At 73.1% G+C, this 22016-nt stretch carries 22 protein-coding genes; 3 read left to right on the top strand and 19 right to left on the bottom strand.

Annotated elements, in window-relative coordinates; all coding sequences use genetic code 11:
• Window positions 1–39: 39 nt before the first annotated feature.
• The 5 genes from ABD324_RS09510 to ABD324_RS09490 are packed head-to-tail and all read right to left on the bottom strand — an operon-like array spanning window position 40 to window position 4829.
• Entirely contained in the window at window positions 40–822 is a 783-nt protein-coding gene (locus ABD324_RS09510) for an ABC transporter ATP-binding protein (protein ID WP_344414654.1), read from the bottom strand.
• Window positions 812–1537, bottom strand: coding sequence for an ABC transporter ATP-binding protein (locus ABD324_RS09505; RefSeq protein ID WP_344414652.1), 726 nt, complete (start codon window positions 1535–1537; stop codon window positions 812–814). Before ABD324_RS09505 ends, ABD324_RS09510 begins: the two co-directional genes overlap by 11 nt.
• Window positions 1534–2691 carry a branched-chain amino acid ABC transporter permease gene (locus ABD324_RS09500; RefSeq protein WP_344414650.1) on the bottom strand — a complete coding sequence of 386 codons (1158 nt, stop codon included), beginning with the start codon at window positions 2689–2691 and terminating at the stop codon, window positions 1534–1536. The genes ABD324_RS09505 and ABD324_RS09500 overlap by 4 nt, the downstream gene beginning before the upstream one ends.
• Window positions 2688–3581 (bottom strand): branched-chain amino acid ABC transporter permease, encoded by an 894-nt coding sequence (locus ABD324_RS09495; RefSeq protein WP_344414648.1) that lies wholly within the window; start codon window positions 3579–3581, stop codon window positions 2688–2690. The genes ABD324_RS09500 and ABD324_RS09495 overlap by 4 nt, the downstream gene beginning before the upstream one ends.
• A 3-nt stretch (window positions 3582–3584) precedes the next feature.
• Window positions 3585–4829: an ABC transporter substrate-binding protein gene (locus ABD324_RS09490; RefSeq protein ID WP_344414646.1), complete on the bottom strand. Its 1245-nt coding sequence runs from the start codon at window positions 4827–4829 to the stop codon at window positions 3585–3587.
• Window positions 4830–5015: 186 nt separating this feature from the next.
• Here ABD324_RS09490 and ABD324_RS09485 point away from each other — a divergent pair, with 186 nt between their 5' ends.
• Window positions 5016–5939: an alpha/beta hydrolase gene (locus ABD324_RS09485; RefSeq protein ID WP_344414644.1), complete on the top strand. Its 924-nt coding sequence runs from the start codon at window positions 5016–5018 to the stop codon at window positions 5937–5939.
• Between the two features lie 109 nt (window positions 5940–6048).
• Entirely contained in the window at window positions 6049–6948 is a 900-nt protein-coding gene (locus tag ABD324_RS09480) for an IclR family transcriptional regulator (protein ID WP_344414642.1), read from the top strand.
• A gap of 30 nt (window positions 6949–6978) precedes the next feature.
• Here the strand turns inward: ABD324_RS09480 and ABD324_RS09475 are convergent, their stop codons facing one another.
• From ABD324_RS09475 to ABD324_RS09410, 14 genes are all read right to left on the bottom strand, one after another.
• Window positions 6979–8565 (bottom strand): flavin-containing monooxygenase, encoded by a 1587-nt coding sequence (locus ABD324_RS09475; RefSeq protein WP_344414640.1) that lies wholly within the window; start codon window positions 8563–8565, stop codon window positions 6979–6981.
• An 11-nt stretch (window positions 8566–8576) separates the two neighbouring features.
• A complete protein-coding gene (locus ABD324_RS09470) occupies window positions 8577–9167 on the bottom strand; it encodes a thiamine pyrophosphate-dependent enzyme (RefSeq protein ID WP_344414638.1) in 591 nt (196 codons plus the stop codon).
• Window positions 9168–9175: 8 nt separating this feature from the next.
• A complete protein-coding gene (locus ABD324_RS09465) occupies window positions 9176–9688 on the bottom strand; it encodes a hypothetical protein (protein WP_344414636.1) in 513 nt (170 codons plus the stop codon).
• Window positions 9689–9699: 11 nt separating this feature from the next.
• Window positions 9700–9894, bottom strand: coding sequence for a ferredoxin (locus tag ABD324_RS09460; protein ID WP_344414634.1), 195 nt, complete (start codon window positions 9892–9894; stop codon window positions 9700–9702).
• A gap of 10 nt (window positions 9895–9904) precedes the next feature.
• A complete protein-coding gene (locus ABD324_RS09455) occupies window positions 9905–10747 on the bottom strand; it encodes a mycofactocin-coupled SDR family oxidoreductase (protein ID WP_344414632.1) in 843 nt (280 codons plus the stop codon).
• Window positions 10747–11574 (bottom strand): mycofactocin-coupled SDR family oxidoreductase, encoded by an 828-nt coding sequence (locus tag ABD324_RS09450; protein ID WP_344414630.1) that lies wholly within the window; start codon window positions 11572–11574, stop codon window positions 10747–10749. The genes ABD324_RS09455 and ABD324_RS09450 overlap by 1 nt, the downstream gene beginning before the upstream one ends.
• 19 nt (window positions 11575–11593) lie before the next feature.
• Window positions 11594–12829: a cytochrome P450 gene (locus tag ABD324_RS09445; RefSeq protein WP_344414628.1), complete on the bottom strand. Its 1236-nt coding sequence runs from the start codon at window positions 12827–12829 to the stop codon at window positions 11594–11596.
• Window positions 12830–12950: 121 nt separating this feature from the next.
• Window positions 12951–13757, bottom strand: a complete 807-nt coding sequence (locus tag ABD324_RS09440) for an oxidoreductase (RefSeq protein ID WP_344414626.1) — start codon at window positions 13755–13757, stop codon at window positions 12951–12953.
• Window positions 13754–14479: an SDR family NAD(P)-dependent oxidoreductase gene (locus ABD324_RS09435; protein WP_344414624.1), complete on the bottom strand. Its 726-nt coding sequence runs from the start codon at window positions 14477–14479 to the stop codon at window positions 13754–13756. Before ABD324_RS09435 ends, ABD324_RS09440 begins: the two co-directional genes overlap by 4 nt.
• Before the next feature lie 78 nt (window positions 14480–14557).
• Window positions 14558–15337 carry a uracil-DNA glycosylase family protein gene (locus ABD324_RS09430; protein WP_344414622.1) on the bottom strand — a complete coding sequence of 260 codons (780 nt, stop codon included), beginning with the start codon at window positions 15335–15337 and terminating at the stop codon, window positions 14558–14560.
• Window positions 15334–17007, bottom strand: a complete 1674-nt coding sequence (locus ABD324_RS09425; RefSeq protein ID WP_344414620.1) for a S41 family peptidase — start codon at window positions 17005–17007, stop codon at window positions 15334–15336. The genes ABD324_RS09430 and ABD324_RS09425 overlap by 4 nt, the downstream gene beginning before the upstream one ends.
• On the bottom strand, window positions 17004–18521 hold the full coding sequence (locus ABD324_RS09420) for an amidohydrolase family protein (protein ID WP_344414618.1): 1518 nt from the start codon (window positions 18519–18521) through the stop codon (window positions 17004–17006). The genes ABD324_RS09425 and ABD324_RS09420 overlap by 4 nt, the downstream gene beginning before the upstream one ends.
• A gap of 44 nt (window positions 18522–18565) precedes the next feature.
• Window positions 18566–19582, bottom strand: coding sequence for a lysylphosphatidylglycerol synthase transmembrane domain-containing protein (locus tag ABD324_RS09415; protein WP_344414616.1), 1017 nt, complete (start codon window positions 19580–19582; stop codon window positions 18566–18568).
• A gap of 2 nt (window positions 19583–19584) precedes the next feature.
• On the bottom strand, window positions 19585–21450 hold the full coding sequence (locus ABD324_RS09410; RefSeq protein WP_344414614.1) for an MmyB family transcriptional regulator: 1866 nt from the start codon (window positions 21448–21450) through the stop codon (window positions 19585–19587).
• Between the two features lie 104 nt (window positions 21451–21554).
• On the opposite strand from ABD324_RS09410, the gene ABD324_RS09405 reads away from it, so the two are divergent.
• Window positions 21555–22016, top strand: a 462-nt coding sequence (locus ABD324_RS09405) for an alpha/beta hydrolase (protein WP_344414612.1), incomplete at its 3' end; no start/stop codon positions are given.

Below are 22016 nucleotides of genomic sequence, written 5' to 3'. Positions count from 1 at the left end.
CCCCGCCGGCTGCCGTCCCCCGGCCGCCACTCACAGGGTTCAGGCGGCGGGGGCGCGGCCCAGGAGGCTGGCGCTGACCTCGGGGCGGGCGAGGAGCTCGTCGAGCGGGCCGTCGCCGATCACCCGGCCGCTGTCCATCACGACCGTGCGGTGGCAGAGCCGGCGCATGAGCTCGATGTCGTGCTCGATGACGACCACCGGCACGTCGAGCTCCGAGTGCACCTTCTCGATCGCCTCGGCGATCACGCCGCGCTCGCCCAGGTTCAGGCCGGCGGCGGGTTCGTCGAGCAACATGAGCCGCGGCCGGCCGGACACCGCCCGGGCGAGGTCGGCCAGCTTGGCCTGCCCGTAGGACAGCTCGCCGAGGCGGCGGTCCACCGGCGCCCGGAAGCCGACGAAGTCCAGGGCCTCGCGGACCCGTTCCGTGGCCTCCCGCTCGTCGCGGCGCGCCCTCGGTAGCCGCAGCGCGTGCTCGACCACGGTGGCCTTCCCGAGGAAGTCCGTCCCGAGCAGGCCGACCTGCATGGCGTCGAGCTGCCCGAACACGGCCACGGACTGGAACGTGCGGGAGACGCCGAGCCGCGTGACCTCGTACGGCTTCAGCTGCTCCACGTCCCGCCCGAGGACCTCGATGTGGCCGCGGGTGTGCCGCACGGAGCGGGACACGGCGTTGAGCAGCGTGGTCTTCCCGGCGCCGTTCTGACCGAGGAGCCCGAGGATCTCGGTGCCCCGCAGGCGGAACGACGCCCCGTTGACCGCCTTGACCGCGCCGAAGGCGACCTCGACGTCGTCGATGACAAGGGCCGTTGTCTCAGTGCCCATCCGCGTGCACCTCCGGGGAGTCGGCGTCCACGACCTCGCCGCGGACGAATCCCAGCACCCGGTCCGAGACGCGCTCGGCGACCGAGGCGGTCTGCTCCACCAGCACCACGGCCAGGTTGCGGGTGCGGAGCTCGGTGAGCGCCTCCCCCACCATCACCACGGCCGCGGGCGAGAGACCCTGGGACATCTCGTCGATCAACAGGACGGCCGGACGCCGGCACAGCGCCACCGCCATGGCGACGAGCTGCCGCTCGCCACCGGACAGCTGCGCGCCCTTGCGCTCCAGCCACCCGGCGACCCGCGGGAACGCCTCCAGCACCTCGGTGCGGGAGTTCGCCCGGTCGCCGCGCGGCAGGAAGCGCAGCGCCAGCCGCATCTGCTCGTCCACGGTGAGATCGCCGAAGACCTTGTCGCGGTCCGGGATCATCGCGATCCCGGCGCGGGCGACCTTCTCCGTGGGCAGCCCGAAGAGCTCGCGCTCGCCGAGCCGCACCGAGCCGCCCACGAGCCGGGCGGCGGTGCGCCGCTCGCGACCGGCGATCGCCTGCAGCAGCGTCGTCTTGCCGGCCCCGTTCGGCCCGACGAGGGCGACGACGGTGCCGGGCTGCGCCGAGAGCCCTGCTCCGCGGACCGCGGTGGGGCCGTTGAGGTAGGAGACGACGAGGTCGCGGACCTCGAGGCTGCGCACCCCCGTCGTGGCTTCGGTGACGGTCACGCCCGGCTCCTCTCGGCCCCGACGGGTTCGGGATCGTTGCGAGGCGGTTCGGGCACCGGCGGTCCCCCGCCGGGATCCCCGCCGCCCGAGTCGCCGCCACCCGGTCGCCGCCTGCGCGCCAGCAGCCCCCGGAGGCGGTTGCCCAGGTTCGCCAGGCCCATCGGCTCGAAGACCAGGAACGCCAGCACGATCGCGCAGTAGAGGATCGTCTGCAGGAAGGGCAGCCCGGTGCCGCCGTTGATGTCATTGAGGGCGCGGCCGACCTCGGTGTTGCCGTTGGACTGGATGACGTACGGGATGAGCCGCACCACGAGTGCGCCCAGCAGCGGACCCGCCATGCTCCCCAGCCCGCCGACGATGATCATCGCGACGAACGACGTCGACACCTCGAGGGTGAAGCTCTCGTAGGACATCGAGCCCGCGTACGCCGCGGCCAGGACCCCGCCGAAGGCGATGATCGCGGAGCCGATGGCGAAGGTCAGGATCTTCATCCACACGACGTTGATGCCGCAGACGTCCGCCGCCCGCTCGTTCTCCCGGATGGCCATCCAGGCCCGGCCGAACCGGCCGTCGACCAGCCCGGCGATGAGCAGGACGACGACGGCGAGCAGCACGGCCAGCAGGACCGTCCACGTGGTGTCGTCGAACAGGTCGACGCCGAAGAACGTCATCGGGCCGAAGGTGAAGCCCGCCAGGTACTCGCTCCCCGGCGCGAGCTGGATCTCCTGCAGGACGAAGACCACGATCGCCTGCACGGCCAGCGTCGCGAGGACGAGGTAGAAACCGTGCCAGCGCAACGCGATCGCGCCGACGATCCCGCCGGACACCAGTCCCGCGACACCACCCAGCAGGAGCGCGAGCTCGAAGCTGCCGGTCGACTCCAGGACGGACCAGCCGATGATGCCGCCGATCGCCATGAAGCCGGCGTTGCCGATCGAGGCGAGCCCGGCGTACCCGGTGATCAGGTTGAGGCCGTAGGCGCCGAACGCGGCGATCAGGACGACCGCGCCCTGGCCGAGGTAGGCCCCGTCGACCGCCCCGACGGCGGCGAGCAGCGCGTAGAGCGCGAGCACGGCGACGAGGACGAGCGACGTGCGGCGCACCGACCGGCTGGTCTGCGCGGGACGGCGCTTGAGGTTCTGCAGGATGCTCATAGCCGGCTGAACTCCGCTTTGCCGAAGAAGCCCTGCGGCCGGACGATGAGCACCAGCAGCAGGAAGATGTAGGGCGACACCGCCATCCACTCGCCGCCGAGGTACACCGCGGAGAACGACTGGACGAGCGCGAGCACGATCGAGCCCAGGATGCAGCCGCCGATGCTGTCGAGGCCGCCCAGCAGCAGGGCCGGGAACAGCGCCGCCCCGAGACCCGCGGCGCTCGCGGGCTGCAGGTCCGTCGAGGTGGCGTAGAGCAGCACGCCGAGCATGCTCACCAGCGCCGACAGCGCCCAGGTCACCGTGGCGACCTCGCGGGTGCTGATCCCGTTGAGGCGGGCCAGCCGCGGGGAGTCCGCGGCCGCCCGCATCCGCAGGCCCAGCGGTGAGCGCCTGAGGCCCACCGCCACCCCCACCACGACGGCGATCATCAGCACGAACGCGACGATCTGGAGGCTGCTGATCGTGAGCCCGCCCGCGCTCCACTGCCAGGCCGGCAGGGGGACGTCGACCGGGCGGCCCCGCGATCCCGCGAAGAACGGGACCGCGGCGATCAGGAGCTCGGCCAGGATGATCGTGCCGAGCACCACACCGACGTCCGTCGAGGCGCCGATGCTGGCCCGCGCGCCGCTGATCGGGGACAGCACCCCGAGGTAGATCAGCGCACCGAACGCGATCGCGACGACGATGCCGACGACCAGGGCCGGATAGAAGCTCCCGAAGATCGTCGAGAGCTCGTAGACCAGGTACGCGCCCACCAGGCCGATCGCCCCGGCCGCGAAGTTCAGCACCCGGGTCGCCCGGAAGATCAGCACCAGGCCGAGGCTGAGCAGGGCGTAGATCGCCGAGAGCAGCAGGACCCCGTTCAGGGCGGCTCCGAGGGTGCCCACGGGTCAGCTCGCCTGGCCCTTGTAGGTGTAGGACTCGGGCAGGAGCTTCACCTGCTGGGAGGCCTTGTCCCAGGTGTAGAACTTCTCGCTGTCCAGACCCTGGGTCGACTGCGCCGAGTAGGTGATCGGGGTGAAGGTGAAGCCGCCGGTGTCGATCGAGGTCGTCGACTTGAGCGTGTCGTTCATCTTCGCCGGGGTGCAGTCGTTGCCGCACTTCTGCAGCGCGCCCACGATGATCTTCGCCTGGAGGTAGCCGTACTGGGTGATGTGCGACTGGACGTCGGCCTGCGGGGCGTACTTCTTCACCAGGTCGCGGTACGCGGTCACGGCCGGCTCGTCACCGGTCGGGTAGACGATCTGGCGGCCGACGTAGAGGGCGGGGTAGTTCAGCTGCTGCATCTGGTCCGCGTGCGGTCCGCCCTGGTTGGCGACGAGCGGCGCGGTGACGTTCGAGGCCATGAGCGCCTTGATGAACGCGAAGTTCGACTGGTCGAACGCCCCGAAGATGATGTCGGGCTTCGCGGCGCCGATCTTGGCGGCCTGCGCGGCGAAGTCCGTGGTGCCGACCTGGTAGGACTCGACGCCGACGACGTTCCAGCCGTTCTGGGCGGCCAGCTTCTGGATGTTGTCCGCCCAGAGCTGCGACTCGGCGGAGATCTGGTAGACGAACGCGACGCGCGGGGCCTGTCCGGGCTGGATGAGCTTGGCCTTGGCGAAGTCCGCCTGCATGAACGCCTCGTCGCCGAACAGCGGCGCACCGCCGCCGTAGACGTAGTCCATCGCCGGGCGGACCATCGAGGTGACCGGCGATCCGAGGAGCACCGGGACCTTGGCCTGCTCGATCGCGGACTTGGCGTTGAGCACCGCGCTCGACGGCAGCAGACCGCCGATCACGATCGCGTCGTTCTGCTGGGAGAGCTGCTTGATGCTCTGGATGGTCTGGGCGGCGACGAGCCCGCCGTCGGCCTGGTCGAGCTGGATCTTCCTGCCCGCCACGCCACCCTTGGCGTTGACGTCCTCGAAGTAGGCGAGCATGCCGCCCGCCATGTTGGAGCCGTAGGACGCCGCGGCACCGGAGAGGATCATCGATCCCCCGACGTGCCACACGCCACCGGTCCCCGAGGTGGAGGCGGCGCCGCCACCGCCGCCGCAGGCCGCGACGGAGAGCGCCACGGCGGCGGCCCCCGCCAGGACGCGCAGGGACCGTGGTAGCGCGGACGCCCTGCCGAACTTGCCGGTCGTGTTCACCGTCGACCGCTCCTTTGCCGTCGTATGTCGTGAGTTCGTATGGGTCCGGGGTCCGGCTCGAGTTCGGCGGGACCGGAGGGGAACGGGATGGAACGTCGACCCCGACAGCGACGATCCGGGGGTAGACCGTCTCACATGAGAGACAGCATTATCTAGTGGGAGACGACAGAAAGTTGGAGGAGAACCATGACGGAGCCGTCACCGGCCACCCTGCTCGACCGCCACCCCGGCCTGGATCCGGACTTCGCCGCCCTGCTGGAGCAGGTCAGGACCTCGGGCGCGGCCCCGCTCAGCGCCCTGACCCCGGCGGAGGCGCGCGCCCGGGTCCGGGCCGGCGGAGGGGCCTGCGCTCCCGGCCCCGCGCTCGCCACCGTCGTCGACGACCCGGGCCGGGGCGGCGAGCCCCCGATCCGCCGCTACCTGCCCGCGCACGCGCGCCCGGACCTCGTCCTCGTGTGGTTCCACGGCGGCGGTTGGACGGTCGGCGACCTGGACTACCTGGATCCCTTCTGCCGGCTGCTCGCCGAGCGGCTGCACTGCGAGGTCCGCAGCGTCGACTACCGACTGGCGCCCGAGCACCCGTTCCCGGCGGCGGTCGAGGACGCCGAGCGGGCCGTACGGGGCTGCGCGGGGCGCTCCGTGATCGTGGCCGGGGACAGCGCGGGCGGGAACCTCGCCGCCGTCGTGGCCCAGCGACTCTGCCGTGACCTGGAGATCCGTGGCCAGCTGCTGGTCTATCCGGTGGTCGACCACGACTTCACGCGGGAGTCGTACCGGACCCGGGTCGGCCTGGTGCTCGGCGTCGACGAGATGGAGTTCCTGTTCCGCACGTACGGGCCCGCGGACCGCTCGGACCCCGCGGTCTCCCCGCTCCGCGCGGCGGACCTGACCGGCCTGCCGCCCGCGGTCGTCGTCGCCGCGGGCCACGATCCCCTGCACGACGAGGACGTGGCCTATGCCGAGGCACTGAGCTCCGCCGGGGTGCGGGTGCAGCTCCTCCGGTTCCCCTCGCTCGTCCACGGCTTCCTGCGCTACACCGCAGTGGTGCCGGCCGCGGCCCGGGCGACGGAGGAGGTGCTGGCCGCGGCCGCGCTGATGGCGGCGCGGTGATGACGGCGCGGTGATGACGGCGCGGTGATGACGGCCCTTGACGCAGCGGGATCGCACCCTGACACTCAGGTGTCTCGAATACGAGACTGAGAACTTTCCGAGGAGACAGATGCCCACCGCGGTTCCCGCGCTCGATCGCACCATGCAGATCCTCGAGGTGCTGCGCCGGCACACCACGGAGCCCCTGACCCTCAGCGACATCGCCCGGGCGACGGGCATCCACAAGGCCACCGTGTCCTCGACGCTGACCACGATGGCGACCTACGACCTCGTCCGCCGCGACGAGGCGCTGCGCTACTCCATCGGCGGCGGGTTCGTGCGGCTCGGGCACGCGTTCGCCCGCCAGTTCCCGCAGTTCGTCCACGGCCGCGAGGAGATCGTGAGGCTGGTCGCCGCCACCGGCCTGAGCTGCGCCGCGATCGCGCGCGACGGCGAGGACCTCGTGGTGCTCGACATGCTGGGCAACTCCCAGCCTGCGCACCTCTACATGCGCATCGGTACCCGGGTGCCGCTGGTGCCGCCGGTGGGCACGATCTTCAAGGCGTGGGCGGAGGGCGACGAGATGGACGCCTGGATCGCCGCCATGCAGGCCGAGTTCGGCGGGGACCGCTCGGACTACCTGAGCGCCCTGACGACGTTGCGCGCCAGGGGCTTCTCGCTCGGCGGCGAGCACGACCTCCATCTCGACCTGGAGTCGGCGCTGCGCCGGGCGACCCGGGACCAGCGCCACGACGGCCGGGTCATGGAGGTGGCGATGATCGTCGCCGACAAGATCCGCAACCTGCCGGCGCTGCTCGAGGACGAGGCCGCGCCCGTCAACTCCGTGATCGGCCCGGTGTTCGGCGCCGACGGCCAGGTGGCCATGTCCCTCAACCTCTACGGGGATCTCGGCTCACTGCGCCAGCGGGACCTGCCCTCGGTGGTCCCGGCTCTGTTGGAGACCTGCGCCCGGGCCACCCAGCGGGCGGGCGGGCGGCTGCCCCGGGGCTTCGCGCTCACCGTGGCCTGAGGGGCGGGGCCGGTCGGCCCCGCCCCTGTCTCAGCTCAGTCGGAAGCCGGAGTAGCCGGCCGCCGTCTCCTCGTCGCAGATCCGCCGGTACTCGGCGAAGCCGCCGGCGTAGGGCATGAAGACCTGGGGCTTGCCCGGCACGTTGGCGCCCATGTACCAGGACGCCGCCTTGGTCATCAGGGTCTGCGAGGCCACCTCGTTCACCTGGGCGACCCAGCGCTCCTGGTCGTCGAGGCGGGCCTCGCTGCGCGTCAACCCGTGGTCGCGCAGGTGGACCAGGTGCTCGGAGATCCACTCGACGTGCTGCTCGATGGACACCACGACGTTGCCCAGCACGGACGGGCTGCCGGGCCCGGTCACGGTGAACAGGTTCGGGTAGCCGTGCATCGCGAGGCCGAGGTAGGTGTGCGGGCCTGCCGACCAGTCCTCGCGCAGGCTCCGCCCGTCCGTGCCCCGCACGTCGATGCGCAGGATGCTGCCCGTCATCGCGTCGAAGCCGGTGGCGAGCACCAGGACGTCGAGCTCGTACTCGCCCTCGCTCGTCCGCAGGCCCGTGGCGGTGACGGCCTCGATCGGCTCCGCCCGCAGGTCGACGAGCGCGACGTTGTCCCGGTTGTACGTCTCGTAGTAGTCCGTGCCGATGCAGATCCGCTTGGCGCCCACCGGATAGTCCTGGGCGGTCAGCGCCGTGACGGCCTGCTCGTCGCGGACGATCTCGCGGATCTTGCCGCGCAGGAACTCCGCGAGGGTGTCGTTGGAGGCGGCGTTGACGGAGAGGTCGTCGAAGCTCTCGAAGATGGCGTTGCCGCCGAGGCGCCAGCCGCGCTCGTAGCGGGAGGCGCGCTCGTCGTCGTCGACGTCGAGGGCGGAGTCCGGCCGGACCGTGCGCAGCGTGCCGGTGGCGCTGCGGCGCTGCTGGTCCCGCAGCTGCGGGTAGCGGCCCTTGTGCTCCGCGACGGCCACGGGATCGAGCGGGGCGTTGCGCGCCGGCAGCGTGAAGTTCGGCGTGCGCTGGAACACCGTGAGGCTCTCGGCCTGCGCCGCCAGCAGCGGGATCGCCTGCACCCCCGAGGACCCGGTGCCGATCACCCCTATCCGCCTGCCCGCCAGGTCGACCGGCTCGTGCGGCCAGTCGCCGGTGTGCAGGACGGTGCCGGCGAAGTTCTCCAGGCCCGGGAAGTCCGGGGTGCGCGAGGTCGACAGGCAGCCCGTCGCCAGCACCACGTGCTGTGCCTCGACCCGCTCGCCGCTCTCCAGCTCCACCGTCCAGCCGCCGGCGTGCGAGGTCGCCGAGGCGACGGTGGCGCCGAACGTGATGTCGCGGCGCAGGTCGAACCGCTCCGCCACGTGGGAGAGGTAGCGCAGGATCTCCGGCTGCGTGGCGAAGCGCTCGCTCCACTCCCACTCCTGCTCGAGCTCGCGGGAGAAGGAGTACGAGTACTGCATGCTCTCGCTGTCGCAGCGGGCGCCCGGGTAGCGGTTCCAGAACCAGGTGCCGCCGACGTCGTCGGCCGCCTCGTACACGTGGGCCGCGAACCCGGCCTCGCGGAGCCGGTGCAGCAGGTACATCCCGGCGAACCCGGCGCCGACGATCGCGACGTCGTGCTTGGTGGTCACGTGGTGCTCCCTCAGGCCGTCAGCGCGGCACGCAGGTTGTGGTACCCCGCGGGACCCTGGGTGGCAAGGGCCTTCGCGGAGTGGGTGAGGTCGGGCAGCGTCGAGCGGTCGTAGACCGTCTCGACGTGGGCGGTGAGCAGGACCGGGCCCGGGACGGTCCGGATCCGCTCGACGTCGGTGCTGCTCAGCGCGCCGGGATCGGCGATCTCGTGCACCTCGCGGTAGTCCGCCGCGGCGGCCAGGTCGCGGATCTGCGGGCCGCCGCGGCCGGGCAGCGGCTGCCCACCGGTGATCGCGTAGCCGTCGTTGTCCACGACGACGTGCACCAGGTTCGCCGGGGCCTGGGCGCCGATGGTGACCAGCGCGCCGAGGTTCATCAGCAGCGATCCGTCGCCGTCGATCACGATGACGCGCCGGTCCGGCTGCGCCAGCGCGAGACCCAGCCCGAGCGGGCCGACGGAGCCCATCGGGGCGACGTAGCAGTAGTCGAGGTCCGAGGTGGACACCGTCGGCCACAGGAAGGCCGGGGTCATGGTCGCGAGGACGACGTCGTGCTCGCCGCGCGCGCCGGCGAGCTGGGCCAGGAAGTCGGTGAGGCTCACGGGATCTCCTAGAAGCTCTGGACGAGGAGGTAGGACGGCACGTCCGCGGTGAGCGCGGCCTGCAGCTGCTTCTCGATCACGTGCTCCGGCTCCGCCTTGTCGACGACGGCGTAGGGCTGGTCGAGGCGCTCGAGCAGCGGCTCGGTCCAGTGGCCGGCGAGCATGGCCTGGCTCGCGATGTTGCCGAAGCGGCCGTTCCAGAAGTCGACGTGGCCCTCGGCCGGGCGGGCGGTGTAGCCGACGAGCACCGGGATCGGGATGCGCGCGTCGATCGGCATGGCGCGCAACGTGTCCAGGCACTCGTACAGGCCGAAGTTCTCCATGCTGAGCAGCGCGCGGCGCCCGCCGAGGTGCAGCCCGCACGCGATCGCGACGGCCTCGCCCTCGCGACAGGCGTCGATCACGGTGAAACGCGGGTCGTCCTTGAGCCGGAAGTAGAGCGGTGCGCTCTCGCCGTTGGCCACCGACACCAGATGGTGCACCCCGGCCCTGTCCAGCGCGTCGACGAACAGGTCGATCACGAGCGTCCTCCTCAGTCGGTGGTGATGGCGCGTTCGGGACAGCCGCCCGCGCCCAGTCGCGCCCGGTCGGCGTCGCCGTCGGGCACGGTGTCGTTCTCCACGTGGGCGAAGCCCTCGTCGTCGATCAGGAACAGGTCCGGCGCGGACAGCGCGCAGTTGCCGTGGCCCTGGCAGACCTTGGGATCGACGTGCACTCGGAAGCTCATCGGCTCCTCCTCAGGTCAGGCCCCGGCCGGCGTCGACCGGGAGGCTCGCGCCGGTGATGTAGCGGGCCTCGTCCGAGGCCAGGAACACCACCGCGTTGCTCACGTCGACGGGCTCGACCCACGGCACCGGCAGGGCGTGCACCCCGCTGAACACCGGCGCGACGTCGTCCCGGGTGGGGTTCTCCAGGTCCGGGCGGTAGAGCCGCAGCGCGTCGTCGTTCAGCATCATCGGGGTGTCGACGCCGGTGGGGTGCACGCTGTTCACCCGGATCCAGTCCTCGCCGAGCTCCAGCGCCAGGTTCCGCATCAGCCCGACGAGGCCGTGCTTGGCCGCGGTGTAGTGCGCGAGGTTGCGGTAGGCGCGCAGCCCCGCGGCCGAGTTGACGATCACGACCGAGCCCCCGCCGGCGGCCCTCAGGTGCGGCACGGCGACCCGGACGGTGTGGAAGACGCCGGTGAGGTTGACGTCGAGCACGTCCCGCCACTGCTCGGCCGTCATCGCCGTCGCCGGGGCTGCCGAGGTGATGCCGGCATTGGCGCACACCACGTCCAGCCCGCCGAGCTCGGCGACGGCCGCGTCCACGGCGACGGTCAGCTGCTTCTCGTCCCGCACGTCCGCGATCGCCGTGACCACCCGGCGCCCCAGGGCCCGGACCTGCGCGGCGGTCTCCTCCAGCTCGGCCGGCGTGCCGAGGGGATAGCGCACCGAGCCGATGCCGTGCTCGAGGTCGATCGCCACGACGTCGGCACCCTCCTCGGCGAACCGCACCGCGTGGCTGCGCCCCTGCCCGCGGGCCGCGCCGGTGACCAGCGCGACCTTGCCGGCGAGCCGCGCCGTGGTGGTCGGGGCCATCAGCAGTCCCGACCCGCCATGATCGGGACCTGCATGCCGGTGATGTAGCGGGACTCGTCCGAGGCCAGGAAGGCCACCACGGCGCTGACGTCCGCCGGCTCGACCCACGGGATGCCCATCGGGTGCGTGGTCGACACGGCCTCGGCGAACTGCTCGCGCGTGGGGTTCTCGATGTGGGGCAGGTACAGCCTGTACAACGCGTCGTTCTGGATCATGTCGCTGTTGACGTTGGTCGGGCTGATCGCGTTGGCACGGATCCGGTGCGGCGCCAGCTCGATCGACAGGGTGCGCATCAGGCCGATGACGCCGGTCTTGGCCGCGACGTAGTGGCCGATGTTCTGCACCCCGTGCAGCGCCGCGCCCGACGCCGTGATGATGATCGAGCCGCCCCCGCCGCTCTCGATCAGGTGCGGGGTGGCCGCCTTCGTCGTGCGCCACACGCCGTTGAGGTTGATGTCGATCATCTCGAGCCAGGAGTCCTCGGTGAGGTCGTGGAGCTGCCCCATCGAGAGGATCCCGGCGTTGGCGCACACGATGTCCAGGCGCCCGAGCTCGGAGACGCCCTTGCCGATGGCGGTGTCGAGCTGCTCGTAGTTCCGCACGTCCGCCTTGGCGGTGACCACCCGGCGGTCCAGCTTCTCGATCTCCGCGGCCGTCTCGGCGAGATCGTCGGCCGTGGACCCCGTGTAGCTGGTGCTCGCGATGTCCTCGCACACGTCGAGGGCGATGATGTCCGCGCCCTCCGACGCCAACCGCAGCGCGTGGCTGCGGCCCTGCCCCCGGGCCGCGCCGGTGATGACGGCGACCTTGCCGGTCAACTTGCCCACTGTGGATCTCCTTGCTGGGTCAGGCGCCCTCGCGGGCACCGGGGGTGAAGGTCGCGGGGATGACGCCGAAGCCGGCGGAGCTGCCCTGCTGCGGATAGGCGACGACGCCGTCGTGGTCGATCCGGTAGTCCGGCATGCGGCGCAGCACCTCCCCGAGCAGCTGCTGCGCCATCGCGCGGCCGAGGTGCGAACCCACGCACCGGTGCACCCCGAGCCCGAACGACAGGTGCCGGTTGGGCCAGCGGTCGATGTCGAGGGTGTCCGGGTTCTCGAACTGGGCGGGATCACGGTTCGCCGACGCCCACGCCAGCAGCGCGCGATCCCCCTCCTTGAGCGTGCAGCCGTGGAAAGGCGCGTCCTTCGCGATCGTCCGGGCCAGCGCGGGGGCGGGGGCGAAGAAGCGCAGGAACTCCTCGATCGCGCGCGGCAGGAGCTCCGGCTCGTCGATCAGCCGCTGCCGGACGTCGTGGTGCCGGTCGAGCCACACCAGGGTCTGGCCGACCAGCGAGGCCGTGGTGTCGACCCCGCCGGCGAGCAGGAGATCGACGATGCCGAACACCTCGTCGTCGTCGAGCACGCGGACGGTGCCGTCCTCGGCCGGGACCTCCTGCCGCACGAACCAGGAGATGAGGTCGTCGCCGGGGTCGGCCCGCCGCTCGGCGATCGTGGCGCGGATCAGGGCGTGCAGCTCGGGGAAGTCGACCTCGGTGGCCTGCCGGTAGTTCGGGCTGCCGGCCACCTCGGCGACCACGGTGTGGTGGGCGAAGGCGAACCGCTCCCAGTGGCTCAGCGGGAGGCCGAGCCAGTCGACCGTCACCACCGCCGGGACCTTCACGAGCTGGCCGAAGTCGCACTCGCCCGCCTCGATCACGCCGTCGACGAAGCGGGTGACGTAGCCGGCGATCATCGGCTTCAGTTTCGCGACCGCGGACGGCGAGGCGATCTCGTTGACGATCCTGCGGTAGCCCCGGAACTCCGGCGGGTCCATCTCGATGGGGATGTGCCGCGGCGACGGCGTCTTCGGGATCAGGACCGACAGGCCGGTGCCACCGTGCTCCGAGCGCCGGGAGGAGAACACGGAGTCGTCCCGGGCCGCGTCGAACACGCTCGCGTAGTCCGCCAGGATCCAGTAGCCGCCGTGCGCCTCGGTGTACCCGACGGCCGCCTCGGCCCGCAGACGACGGTAGTCACCCGCAGGATCCGACGCGTGGGCGGCCGAGTTGTGGTCGAACGACACGACGGGACAGCGATCCATGGCTCCCTCTCCGTTGAAACGCCATCGGCGCAGCACCTGCTCACCGCGTGCGCTGGGTACCCGTCGAATCTGCCCCGCAGCCGTCGCGTTGTCAAGACACCCATATCGTCCAGCAGACAGCTCAGAACTCCGTGGAGTACCTCTCGGCGACGCGGAGCAGCTCCCGCCGGGAGTCGAGATCGCGCTCGGCGAGCCCGCGGGCGTCGGCGCCGAGGACCAGCACCGCGGGGGGCTCGGCGCTGCCGAGCGTCGCGAGGATCGCCGCGGCCGCGCGGGCCGGATCGCCCGGCTGGGTGCCGTGCGAGGTGTCGTTCTCCTTGCGGCGCAGACCCGCCGTGGCCGCGTAGTCGGCGATCTCGCGCGGGGCCTGGACCAGCGAGCGGCCCGCGAAGTCGGTGCGGAAGGCGCCCGGGACGACCGTCATGGCGGTGATCCCGAGCGGGGCGACCTCCGCGCGCAGGGAACTCATCATCGCGTCGACGGCGGCCTTCGTCGCCGCGTAGTAGCCGCCTCCGGGCAGGCCGGCCCGGGTGGCGATCGACGAGATGGCGACGACCGCGCCCGAGCGCCGCGCCCGCATCCCCGGCAGCACGGCCCGGACGAGGTCGACGGCCCCGAAGTAGTTCGTGTCGAACAGCCGTCGGACGTCCGCGTCGTCGCCCTCCTCGGTTGCGGCGCGGTAGCTGTAGCCCGCGTTGTTGACGAGCACGTCAACCCCGCCGAACTCGGACTCGGCCGCGGCGACGGCCGCGCGGACCTGCTCCGGCACCGTCACGTCGAGCGAGAGGGCCAGGCCGCCGAGATCCCGGACGGCGCCGGCGTCCCGGGCCGTCGCCACTACGTTGTCCCCTGTGGACAACACTGTGGACGCCAGTGCCCGGCCGAGGCCGGAGGAGCATCCCGTGATCAGCCACGTCCGCGCGCTCATCGGGCCGTGTACCCGCCGTCGACGGGGTAACAGGCGCCGGTGACGAAGCCCGCGCCCGCTCCGCAGAGGAAGGCCACCACGGCGGCGACCTCCTCCGGGGTCGCGATGCGCTGCACCGGATGCCGCTCCGCCAGGGCACCGAGGTACTCGTCGGACTGCGAGCCGAGCAGGGGCGTGCGCACGTAACCCGGGGCGACGGCGTTGATCCGGATGCCGTGCGTCGCGTAGTCGAGCGCGGCCGCCTTCGTGAGCCCGAGGACCCCGTGCTTCGCCGCGACGTACGCCGCCGACCCGGTGTGCGCGACGAGCCCCATGATCGACGCGACGGTGACGATCGCACCCCCGCCCGCCGCGAGGATCGCCGGGATCTCCGCCCGCATGCTGAAGAAGACGCCGTCGAGGTTGACCGAGCGCACCGCCGCCCAGGTCTCCGGCTCGATCTCGGCCGTCGGGGCCGTGCCGCCCGCACCCACCCCGGCACAGTTCACCGCGACGTCCAGGCTCCCGAACGCCTCGACCGCGGCGGCCACCATCCGCCGGGCCTGGTCGGGATCGGCCACGTCGGCCGCCACCGCGACGGCGTGCGGGAGGTCGCCGGCCACCTCCTCCGCCCGGGCGAGGTCGCGGTCCACCACCGCGACCCTCGCCCCCTCCGCAGCCAGGGACCGCACCACCGCGGCCCCGATCCCGGAACCCCCACCCGTCACCAAGGCGACCTTCATATCTCTCCTACAAGACATTCGTCATCGACAGGAGACAGACTCTGGGTCGTGGAGCAGGGAAGGTCAAGCGGCCCCCGCTCAGGGCTGGTCGGGCGGGGCCTGCCACAGCAGGGAGTGGAGGGAGTCGGCGCTCGGGCGGGCGACGCTGTTGTTGTGCCGCGGCGTGGCCGCCCGGCCCCAGGCGTCGTCGCCGAACCAGGCGGGGAGGCCGTAGGGGAGGTCACGCGGCGGGATCGGGGCGTAGTCGGCCTCGACGAGGGTGGCGCCGTAGTTCGCGCCGGTCACGTCGCCGTCGGGGTCCGGGGTGAGGATGTCGCGCAGTTCGGTGACGGCCCCGGCCCATTCGGTCGCGAGCCGCTCGGGATCCCGGCTCGACGGGTGCGGCACCTCGAACAGCGGCACCGCGGGGCGGCTGTCCCAGAGCGAGACCGCGTGCTGGGCCTGCGCCCCGAACGCGACGACGGCCTCCAGCGCCGGACCCGTCGCGGCGTCGACCAGCCCCGCCCACCAGGTCCGCCGCGCCGGCTCGGCGAGCAGCGGGCCCGCCTCGTCGGCCTGCGACGGGCGCAGGGCCAGGGCGAACGCGTTCACCGCGAGGTAGCTGCGGGTGAGACCGACCTTGCGCAGGAAGCCCTGGACCCGTTGTCCCGCATCGCCGACGAGGGTGCGGCAGGCGATCCGTTCGGTGGGACCGGGATCCGACGCGACGCACAGCAGCCGGGCGCTGCCGTCGAGGCGGCCGCGGTAGTGGACGGGGCCCCAGTCGTACCAGAAGAGCTCGCGATGATCGGCCCAGCTCGGCATGGTGTCGAGGTGCGCGGCGATCGCCGCGGGCGGGCCGGGATCGAACTCGGTCATGGCGTGCTCCCTGGACTCCGGAGGTCGGCGAGCAGGCCCCCGCAGAAGGCCAGCAGATCGTGGTTGTTGTGCAGGAGATCGCGGGCGGTCATCGCGTAGGTGGTGGCCGGGGTGCCCGCGACGCCGAGGTCCTCGATCGGGATCCCGTCCCCCAGCCCGGACCGGACGGCCCGGCGGATCGCGACCGTGTAGGAGGTGCCGCCGGGCAGCGCCCCCTGGTCGTGGCCGGTGCCGTCGAGGGCGCCGCGCAGCTGCGCGGCGGTCCACACGTTGGCCCCGCCCCCGCCGGTGGCCTGCCCGACCGTCACCAGCGGGCCGATCCCGTTGTCCACCCAGCCGGCGGCGAACAGGTCGCCGGACGAGTACGTGTTCGGGTCCACGACGGCGACCGCCGGTCCCGGGTAGCGGCGGCCGCGGTCGTTGCACCAGCCGACCGGGGTGAGGGGCCGGGGCTGGGCCCACAGCTCGCCGGTGGCGATCGCGTCCTCCAACGACGGCAGCCATTCGGCGCACTCGGCCTGGTTCGCGTCGCTGCGGGCCATCGCGCGGGTCAGCGGCGAGGCCAGGAACGCGAACCGGGTGGGCACGATCGGCCCGTCGCCGAAGGACTGCAGCAGCCGCTCCGCCGCCCACACCGCCCCGCCCGGGTTGCCGCGCAGGTCGACCACGAGCCCGTCGTGGGGCAGGAGGTCGAGCAGCCGGCCGACCTCGTCGAGGAAGGGGTCGATCGCCCGCAGGTTGAACGACCAGATGCGCAGGTAGCCGACCGTGCGGCGGCGGATCCGGACGACCTGCGCGGACAGGAAGTCCTGGTAGGGCGTCTCGATGGGGTCCCCGACGGCGGAGGCGGGGGCGATCGCCCGCCGGGCCGGGTCGTCGGCCCGGTCGGCCGCCCAGAGCGCGCCCGCGAACAGCAGCTTCTTCGCCCGGCGCACCGCCTCGGCGCCGGGATCCACGGCCAGCCGCAGCCCCTCGGAGGCCGCCGGGGTGACCGCTCCGGCGGCGACCTCCGGGGCGACCAGCCGCCAGTCGAGCTTCACCTCCCGCAGGGAACCGCGGCGGGTCCGGTAGCCGATGCGTACCCAGTGCTCGTCCGGCGGCGGTGCGTGGTCGAGCGCCCGGAAGGTGAGCGACTGCAGCGCCCGCGCGCGCCGGGCGTCCGGCCTGCCCCCGGTCTCGCGGTCCGCGTAGATCTCGACGGCGCGATCGAACGGCACGCCGTTCCACCAGACCGGCCGCACCCCCGCGACGAAGTCCGGATCCAGCGCCGCCACGTCGTCGGCGACCTTCGTGACCAGGTACGCCGGGCCCGACGCGTCGCGGTACTGCTCGACGAGGAAGGGCAGCGCCGCCACCTGGCCATGAGTCGGAGCGGGGCCGGTGTAGCGGGTGTGCGCATCGCGCAGCGTGCCGACGATCCCGGTGAGCGCGAGGTGGAAGTCCGCATCGGACAGCGTTCCGGCTTTGCGCCGCAGCAGGACCAGTGCCTGTACCGGATCGGTCGCGTAGGCGGCCCGCTTCGCGGGGAGGTGCGCATAGACGCCGCCGAGCACGTCGGTGAGGACGTCGACCACCTGCTGGCGCTGCGCGCCGTCGAGAGCCGGGACGGGCGGGCCGCCGGCGGAGAACGGGACGCCGCGCTGGGCCGCCGCGATCTCGCGGGGTCTCACGGCCGGTACCAGTGGTCGAGGCGGGTGAGCAGGCCGCCGTGGAAACCGCCGGCCGCGACGGCGTCGAGCCAGGCGTCGTCGTGGACCAGCGGCACGATCGCCGGGACGACCACGTGGCTCAGGTCCTCCGGAAGACCCGCCGTCGGCCCCTCGCCGGTCGGCATGTCCAGGCGCAGGCGCAACGGCGGGAATCCGCCGGGGCCTGCGGAAGCCTGGTCCGCGGCGGCGATCTCCCCCGCCGGGTCCGCGCGGACCGCCTCGAGCCGCGCCAGGACGTCCGCCCACTCCCAGCCGGTGCCCGGCTCGTCCGGGCGCACCAGACAGAGCAGCCGGTCCTGGCCGGCGACCTCGATCGGGGTCACCGGATCGGCATCGGCCGCCCGCATCCGGTCGGCGAGGCCGTAGCGGGGGCGGCCGTCGATCACCACCAGCTCCACGTCGCGCTCCGTGGCGTCGACGACCGCCGTGAACGGATCCGTGCCGGGGTCGGCACGCAGCACCAGGACGTCTCCGAGCGCGCCCTCGACCAGGCGCCCGACGGCACGCGGCCAGGAGCGGGCCAGGACGTCGCCGGGGGTGCTCGTGACCATCGCGACCAGGTCCTCGTCCGTCAGACCCCAGCCGCGGTCGTCGGAGACGACCCGCGCCACCTTGAGCTCGCCGAGCACGTGCCGGGTGCCCGACGGTGCCCAGTCGGCGCCGAGGCAGATCCCGATCCCGGCCGCGCGGGCCGCCGGCACGTCGGTGGTCTCGCCGTAGAGCCAGAGGTTGGAGAACGGCGACCAGACGATCGCGCCGGGATCCGCCCAGCCCGCGAAGTCGGCGGCCCCGATCGCGTTGGCGTGCACCGCGACGAACCCGGGCCGCAGGCAGCCGGCCGCCTTCGCGTCGGTGAACTCGCGGCGCACGAGGCTGCCCGGCGCCCCCTCGGCGCAGTGGTAGACGAAGGTCGAGCCCTGCGCCATCGCGGTCGCGCGGGAGGCGAGGGTCTGGGCGTCGAGCTGGAGCACCGAGGCGAACACGAACGACGCGCCGCCGGGGATCCCGAAGGTCTCGTCCTCGGCGTTGCGCACGAGCCAGCCGTCGAGCGGCCGGTTCTTCGGCGGTGAGCCCTGGACCGTCGTCGTGCCGCCGACGAGCGCGCCGACCTCGACCCGGGCCAGGAGCTCCTCGGGACACGCGGTGACCAGGGCCGACGCGGGCCAGGTGATCTCCGGGGCGTAGTTCGCCGCCCGCGGCCAGGAGTCGTGGTGCGCGAACGGGGTGGTCCGGCCGGGCACGGTCCACAGTGGCAGCGTGTCGTAGGCGAGATGGTTGTGCAGGTCGATCAGGCCGGGGAGCACCAGCGAGTCCCCGACGTCGACCACCGGCGCCGTGGTGAAGCCGGGCGGGCCGGGGTCGGCGCCCCGGGTCACGGCGGCGACGAGCCCGTCCTCGAGCCACACGGCACCCGGGAAGGCGCCCTGCCCGGCCGCCATCGGCAGCACCCGACCCCTGACCACCAGCTGGTTCACGTCTGGGTAGAGCGGCGGACGGGCGCCCTGCGTACACCGCCGGGCTACCCCGGGTCGTCGGCCGGTCGGCCCTCCCGCCGGACGTGGCGGCGCACCAGCAGCCACACCACCCAGCCGGTCCCGATGACGAACCCGAAGCTGATGATCCGGTACAGGACGACGGACGCGATGGCCGTCGGGGCGGGGGCGCCCGCGGCGACGAGGCCGAGGACCAGGGCGCTGTCGATGATCCCCAGCCCCGCGGGCACGATCGTCAGCGAGCCCGCGGCCATGCCGGCGCAGTAGGCCAGGAGGACCTGCTTCGGGTCGAGGGGGACGTCGGCGACGGCCCGGGCGCACATCCAGAGGCAGGCGGCGTCGAGGATCCAGTTGAGCAGGGCGTACAGCACCGCGGCGGTGCCGTGGCCCGGTGTGAGGCGGGCCGCTCCGAGCTGGTCCTCGAAGGCGTGGATGCGGTCGATGCCCTGCTCGGGTGGCTTGTGGCGCAGGCGGTTCAGCCTCGCGAGCGCGACGCCGCCCACCCGTTCGAGCGCCGCGGGATCGTGGGCGAGATGGCGCACCCCGACGACGACGAGCACCGCCACCACCGCGAGCGCGACGAGCGAGGTCCAGCCGACGGCGCCGCCGGCGGCGAACACCCCGACCGCCGTGACGATCCCCAGCGCGAGTGCCGACAGGATCGCCGACAGCGCCACGCACCAGGCGGCGACGGCCGGGCTCGCCCCGAACCGGACCATCTGCCGGAAGTTGTAGCGGGTCGAGAACGCGGGCCCGCCGGGGAGCGTCACGCTCAGCGAGTGGGCCGCGTACGCCAGCGCGAGGTGCTTGTGGAGCGGCACCCGCACCCCGGCGGAGAACAGCAGGTGACGCTGCATCCGCGCGTACGCACCCATGACGCCCAGCTCGGCCGCCACCGCGGCGGCGACCCAGTCCAGGCGCGGTGCGCGGAGCTGTTCGATCGCGGACACGAGCGACGGCCAGCCCAGCACGAGCTCGACGGTGAACAGCGCGAGCACCGCGAGCACTCCGACCCGGCGCAGCCACCGGCGGGCCCCGGCCATCGTCAGGCGACGGGGTGCGGTCGCGCGGCCCTCGCGTGCACCATCCGGTGCACGGTCCAGCCGAGGGCCACCAGCGAGACGACGGCCACGACCGCCGTGCCGACCAGCGACGACACGCTGTCCCACGCGGTGTGCAGGCCGACGGCCACGACGAACACCAGCGCGAAGCGGCCGAACGCCCGGCCGGTCCAGCCCGCCTCCGCCGCGGCGTACAGGGCGGCCGCGGCGATGCCCGTCCAGGCCATGTGGCCGGCGGGGCTCATGACGCCGCGCAGCATCAGGACGTCCACGGTGTCGGTGATGCTGCCCTTCGAGGTCAGCAGGGTGGTGAAGGCGTAGCCCATGGTCTCCAGGGCGGCGAAGCCCGCGCCGGACGCGACGCCGATCAGCAGCCCGTCCGGTCCGGTGCGGTAGCGCCGCACGACCAGCAGCAGGACGGCGGGCACGACGAGCTTGCTGAGCTCCTCGATCAGCCCGACGCCGATCATGGGCAGGACACCGAGGTCGTGCTGGGCGTCGTACTCCAGCGTGCCGGCGACGACGGTGCCGATCACCCCGCCGACCAGCGCGGCGAGGGCGACGGTGCCCGTGCCGACGTCGTAGGGCAGGCGGCGCCCGTAGACGAAGGTCAGGAACGCGACGGGGACCACGGCCGCGCCGAGCAGGATCGCCGACGGCACGAAGTTCGGGTTCTGGGTCGCGACGAGGGTGCGCTCGACGGCGACGAAGAGCACCGCGCCGACCACCAGGACGGCGATCCAGGCATGGCGCATCGCGGCCGGGACGGGTGTGGCGCCGACCGACCGGGCATGGCGGACGCTCATCGCCGGCCCTCCGGGGTGACAGTCGGACTGACCATGATCGCGCTCCTTCGGACCCGGGCTGACCTTCCGGGTCCACAATGTCGGGTCGGCGCGTTCCGGGACATCCGCCATCTCGCTCGGATACCGGGCGGGCCACTCGTGGTGGGCCGAGCGCCGGGTCTCCTCCCGGACGAGGGCCGGCATCCGGTGCTCGCCGGTCAGGGGTGTCCGGCCGGTGCGCTGGTCCAGGAGGCGAGGAGGAGCAGGGCTTCGTGGGTCGGGGTGCCGCGGTCCGCGGTCCGCGGTGAGGACCATCAGGCGTTGGAGACCGCCCGCCGGGTCGCCCCACATGTCGCAGTCCAGGGTCAGGTCGCCGACGAGGGGATGGCGGAAGTTCTTGGTGCCGCCCGACCCGGCGACGACCCGCGACGATGCCCACCACCTGCGGAAATCCGGGTGCCGGACGGACAGGTCCCCGACCAGGGCGGCCAGGCGGGCGTCGTCGGGGTCGCGGGCGGCCTCCATCCGCAGGGCCGCGACGCCGGTGGCGGCGGCGCCCTCCCAGTCCGTGTGCAGGGCCCGCACGGCGGGGTCGTCGAAGAGCAGGCGGACGTAGTTGCGGTGGCCGGCGGGAACGGCGCCGAAGTCGGTGTAGAGGGCGCTCGCGGCGGCATTCCAGGCGAGGACGTCGAGGTGCCGGCCGAGGACGAGGGCGGGGGTGATCGAGAGCTGCTCGAGGAGGCGGAGCATGGCCGGGCGCGGCTTCTCCGACGCGCGGCGCCGCGCCGGCGCGGGAACCGTCCCGGCGAGGCGGGACAGGTAGGTGCGCTGGTCCTCGTCCAGCCGCAGGGCGCGGGCGAGGGTCTCGAGGACCGAGGCGGACGCCGGGACCCGGCCCTGTTCGAGGCGCGTGTAGTAGTCGACGCTGATCGACGCGAGCTGGGCGACCTCCTCGCGGCGCAGGCCGGCGACCCGGCGCGGACCATCGCGGCCGGGCAGGCCCACCGAGTCCGGCGACAGCTCGCCCCGGCGAGCACGCAGGAAGTCCCCGACCGCGTCACCCATGCCTCCATTCTGGTCGCGGACGCGGCCGTCGTGGGGAGGCAGGATCCTTCCCCGGCACGGTTCCGGCCTGGTCGCGGCCCGGCGGAGCGGTGATCGTCGACGGCATGCGACACGACGTGACCTTCGCGAGCAACGGGATCGACCTGGCCGCCCACCTGTACCTGCCGGACGGGGACCGGCTCGCGGCCGTCGTCGTCGGTCATCCGGCCAGTGGGGTGAAGGAGCAGGCCGCCGGCCTCTACGCCGGTCTGCTCGCCGACCGCGGGTTCGCGGCGCTGACGTTCGACGCCGCCCACCAGGGCGAGAGCGGCGGCTCACGCCGCAACCTCGAGGACCCGGCGCAGCGTGTGGAGGACATCCGCGCCGCCGTCTCCTTCCTCGCGGCCCGGCCGGAGACGGGCGGCCGGATCGGCGTGCTCGGGATCTGCGCGTCCGGCGGCTACGCCGTCCCCGCCGCCGCCACGGATCCGCGGGTCCGGGCGGTCGCGACGGTCAGCGCCGTGGACATCGGCCGCGCCTTCCGCAACGGCGCCGATGACACGCAGGATCCCGCCGTCGTCCGGGGG

The sequence above is a fragment of the Pseudonocardia ailaonensis genome (assembly GCF_039531635.1).
Taxonomy (GTDB): Bacteria; Actinomycetota; Actinomycetes; order Mycobacteriales; family Pseudonocardiaceae; genus Pseudonocardia; species Pseudonocardia ailaonensis.
Note: the sequence above shows the minus strand (reverse complement) of the source record. Positions and strands in the feature narration are given on the sequence as shown.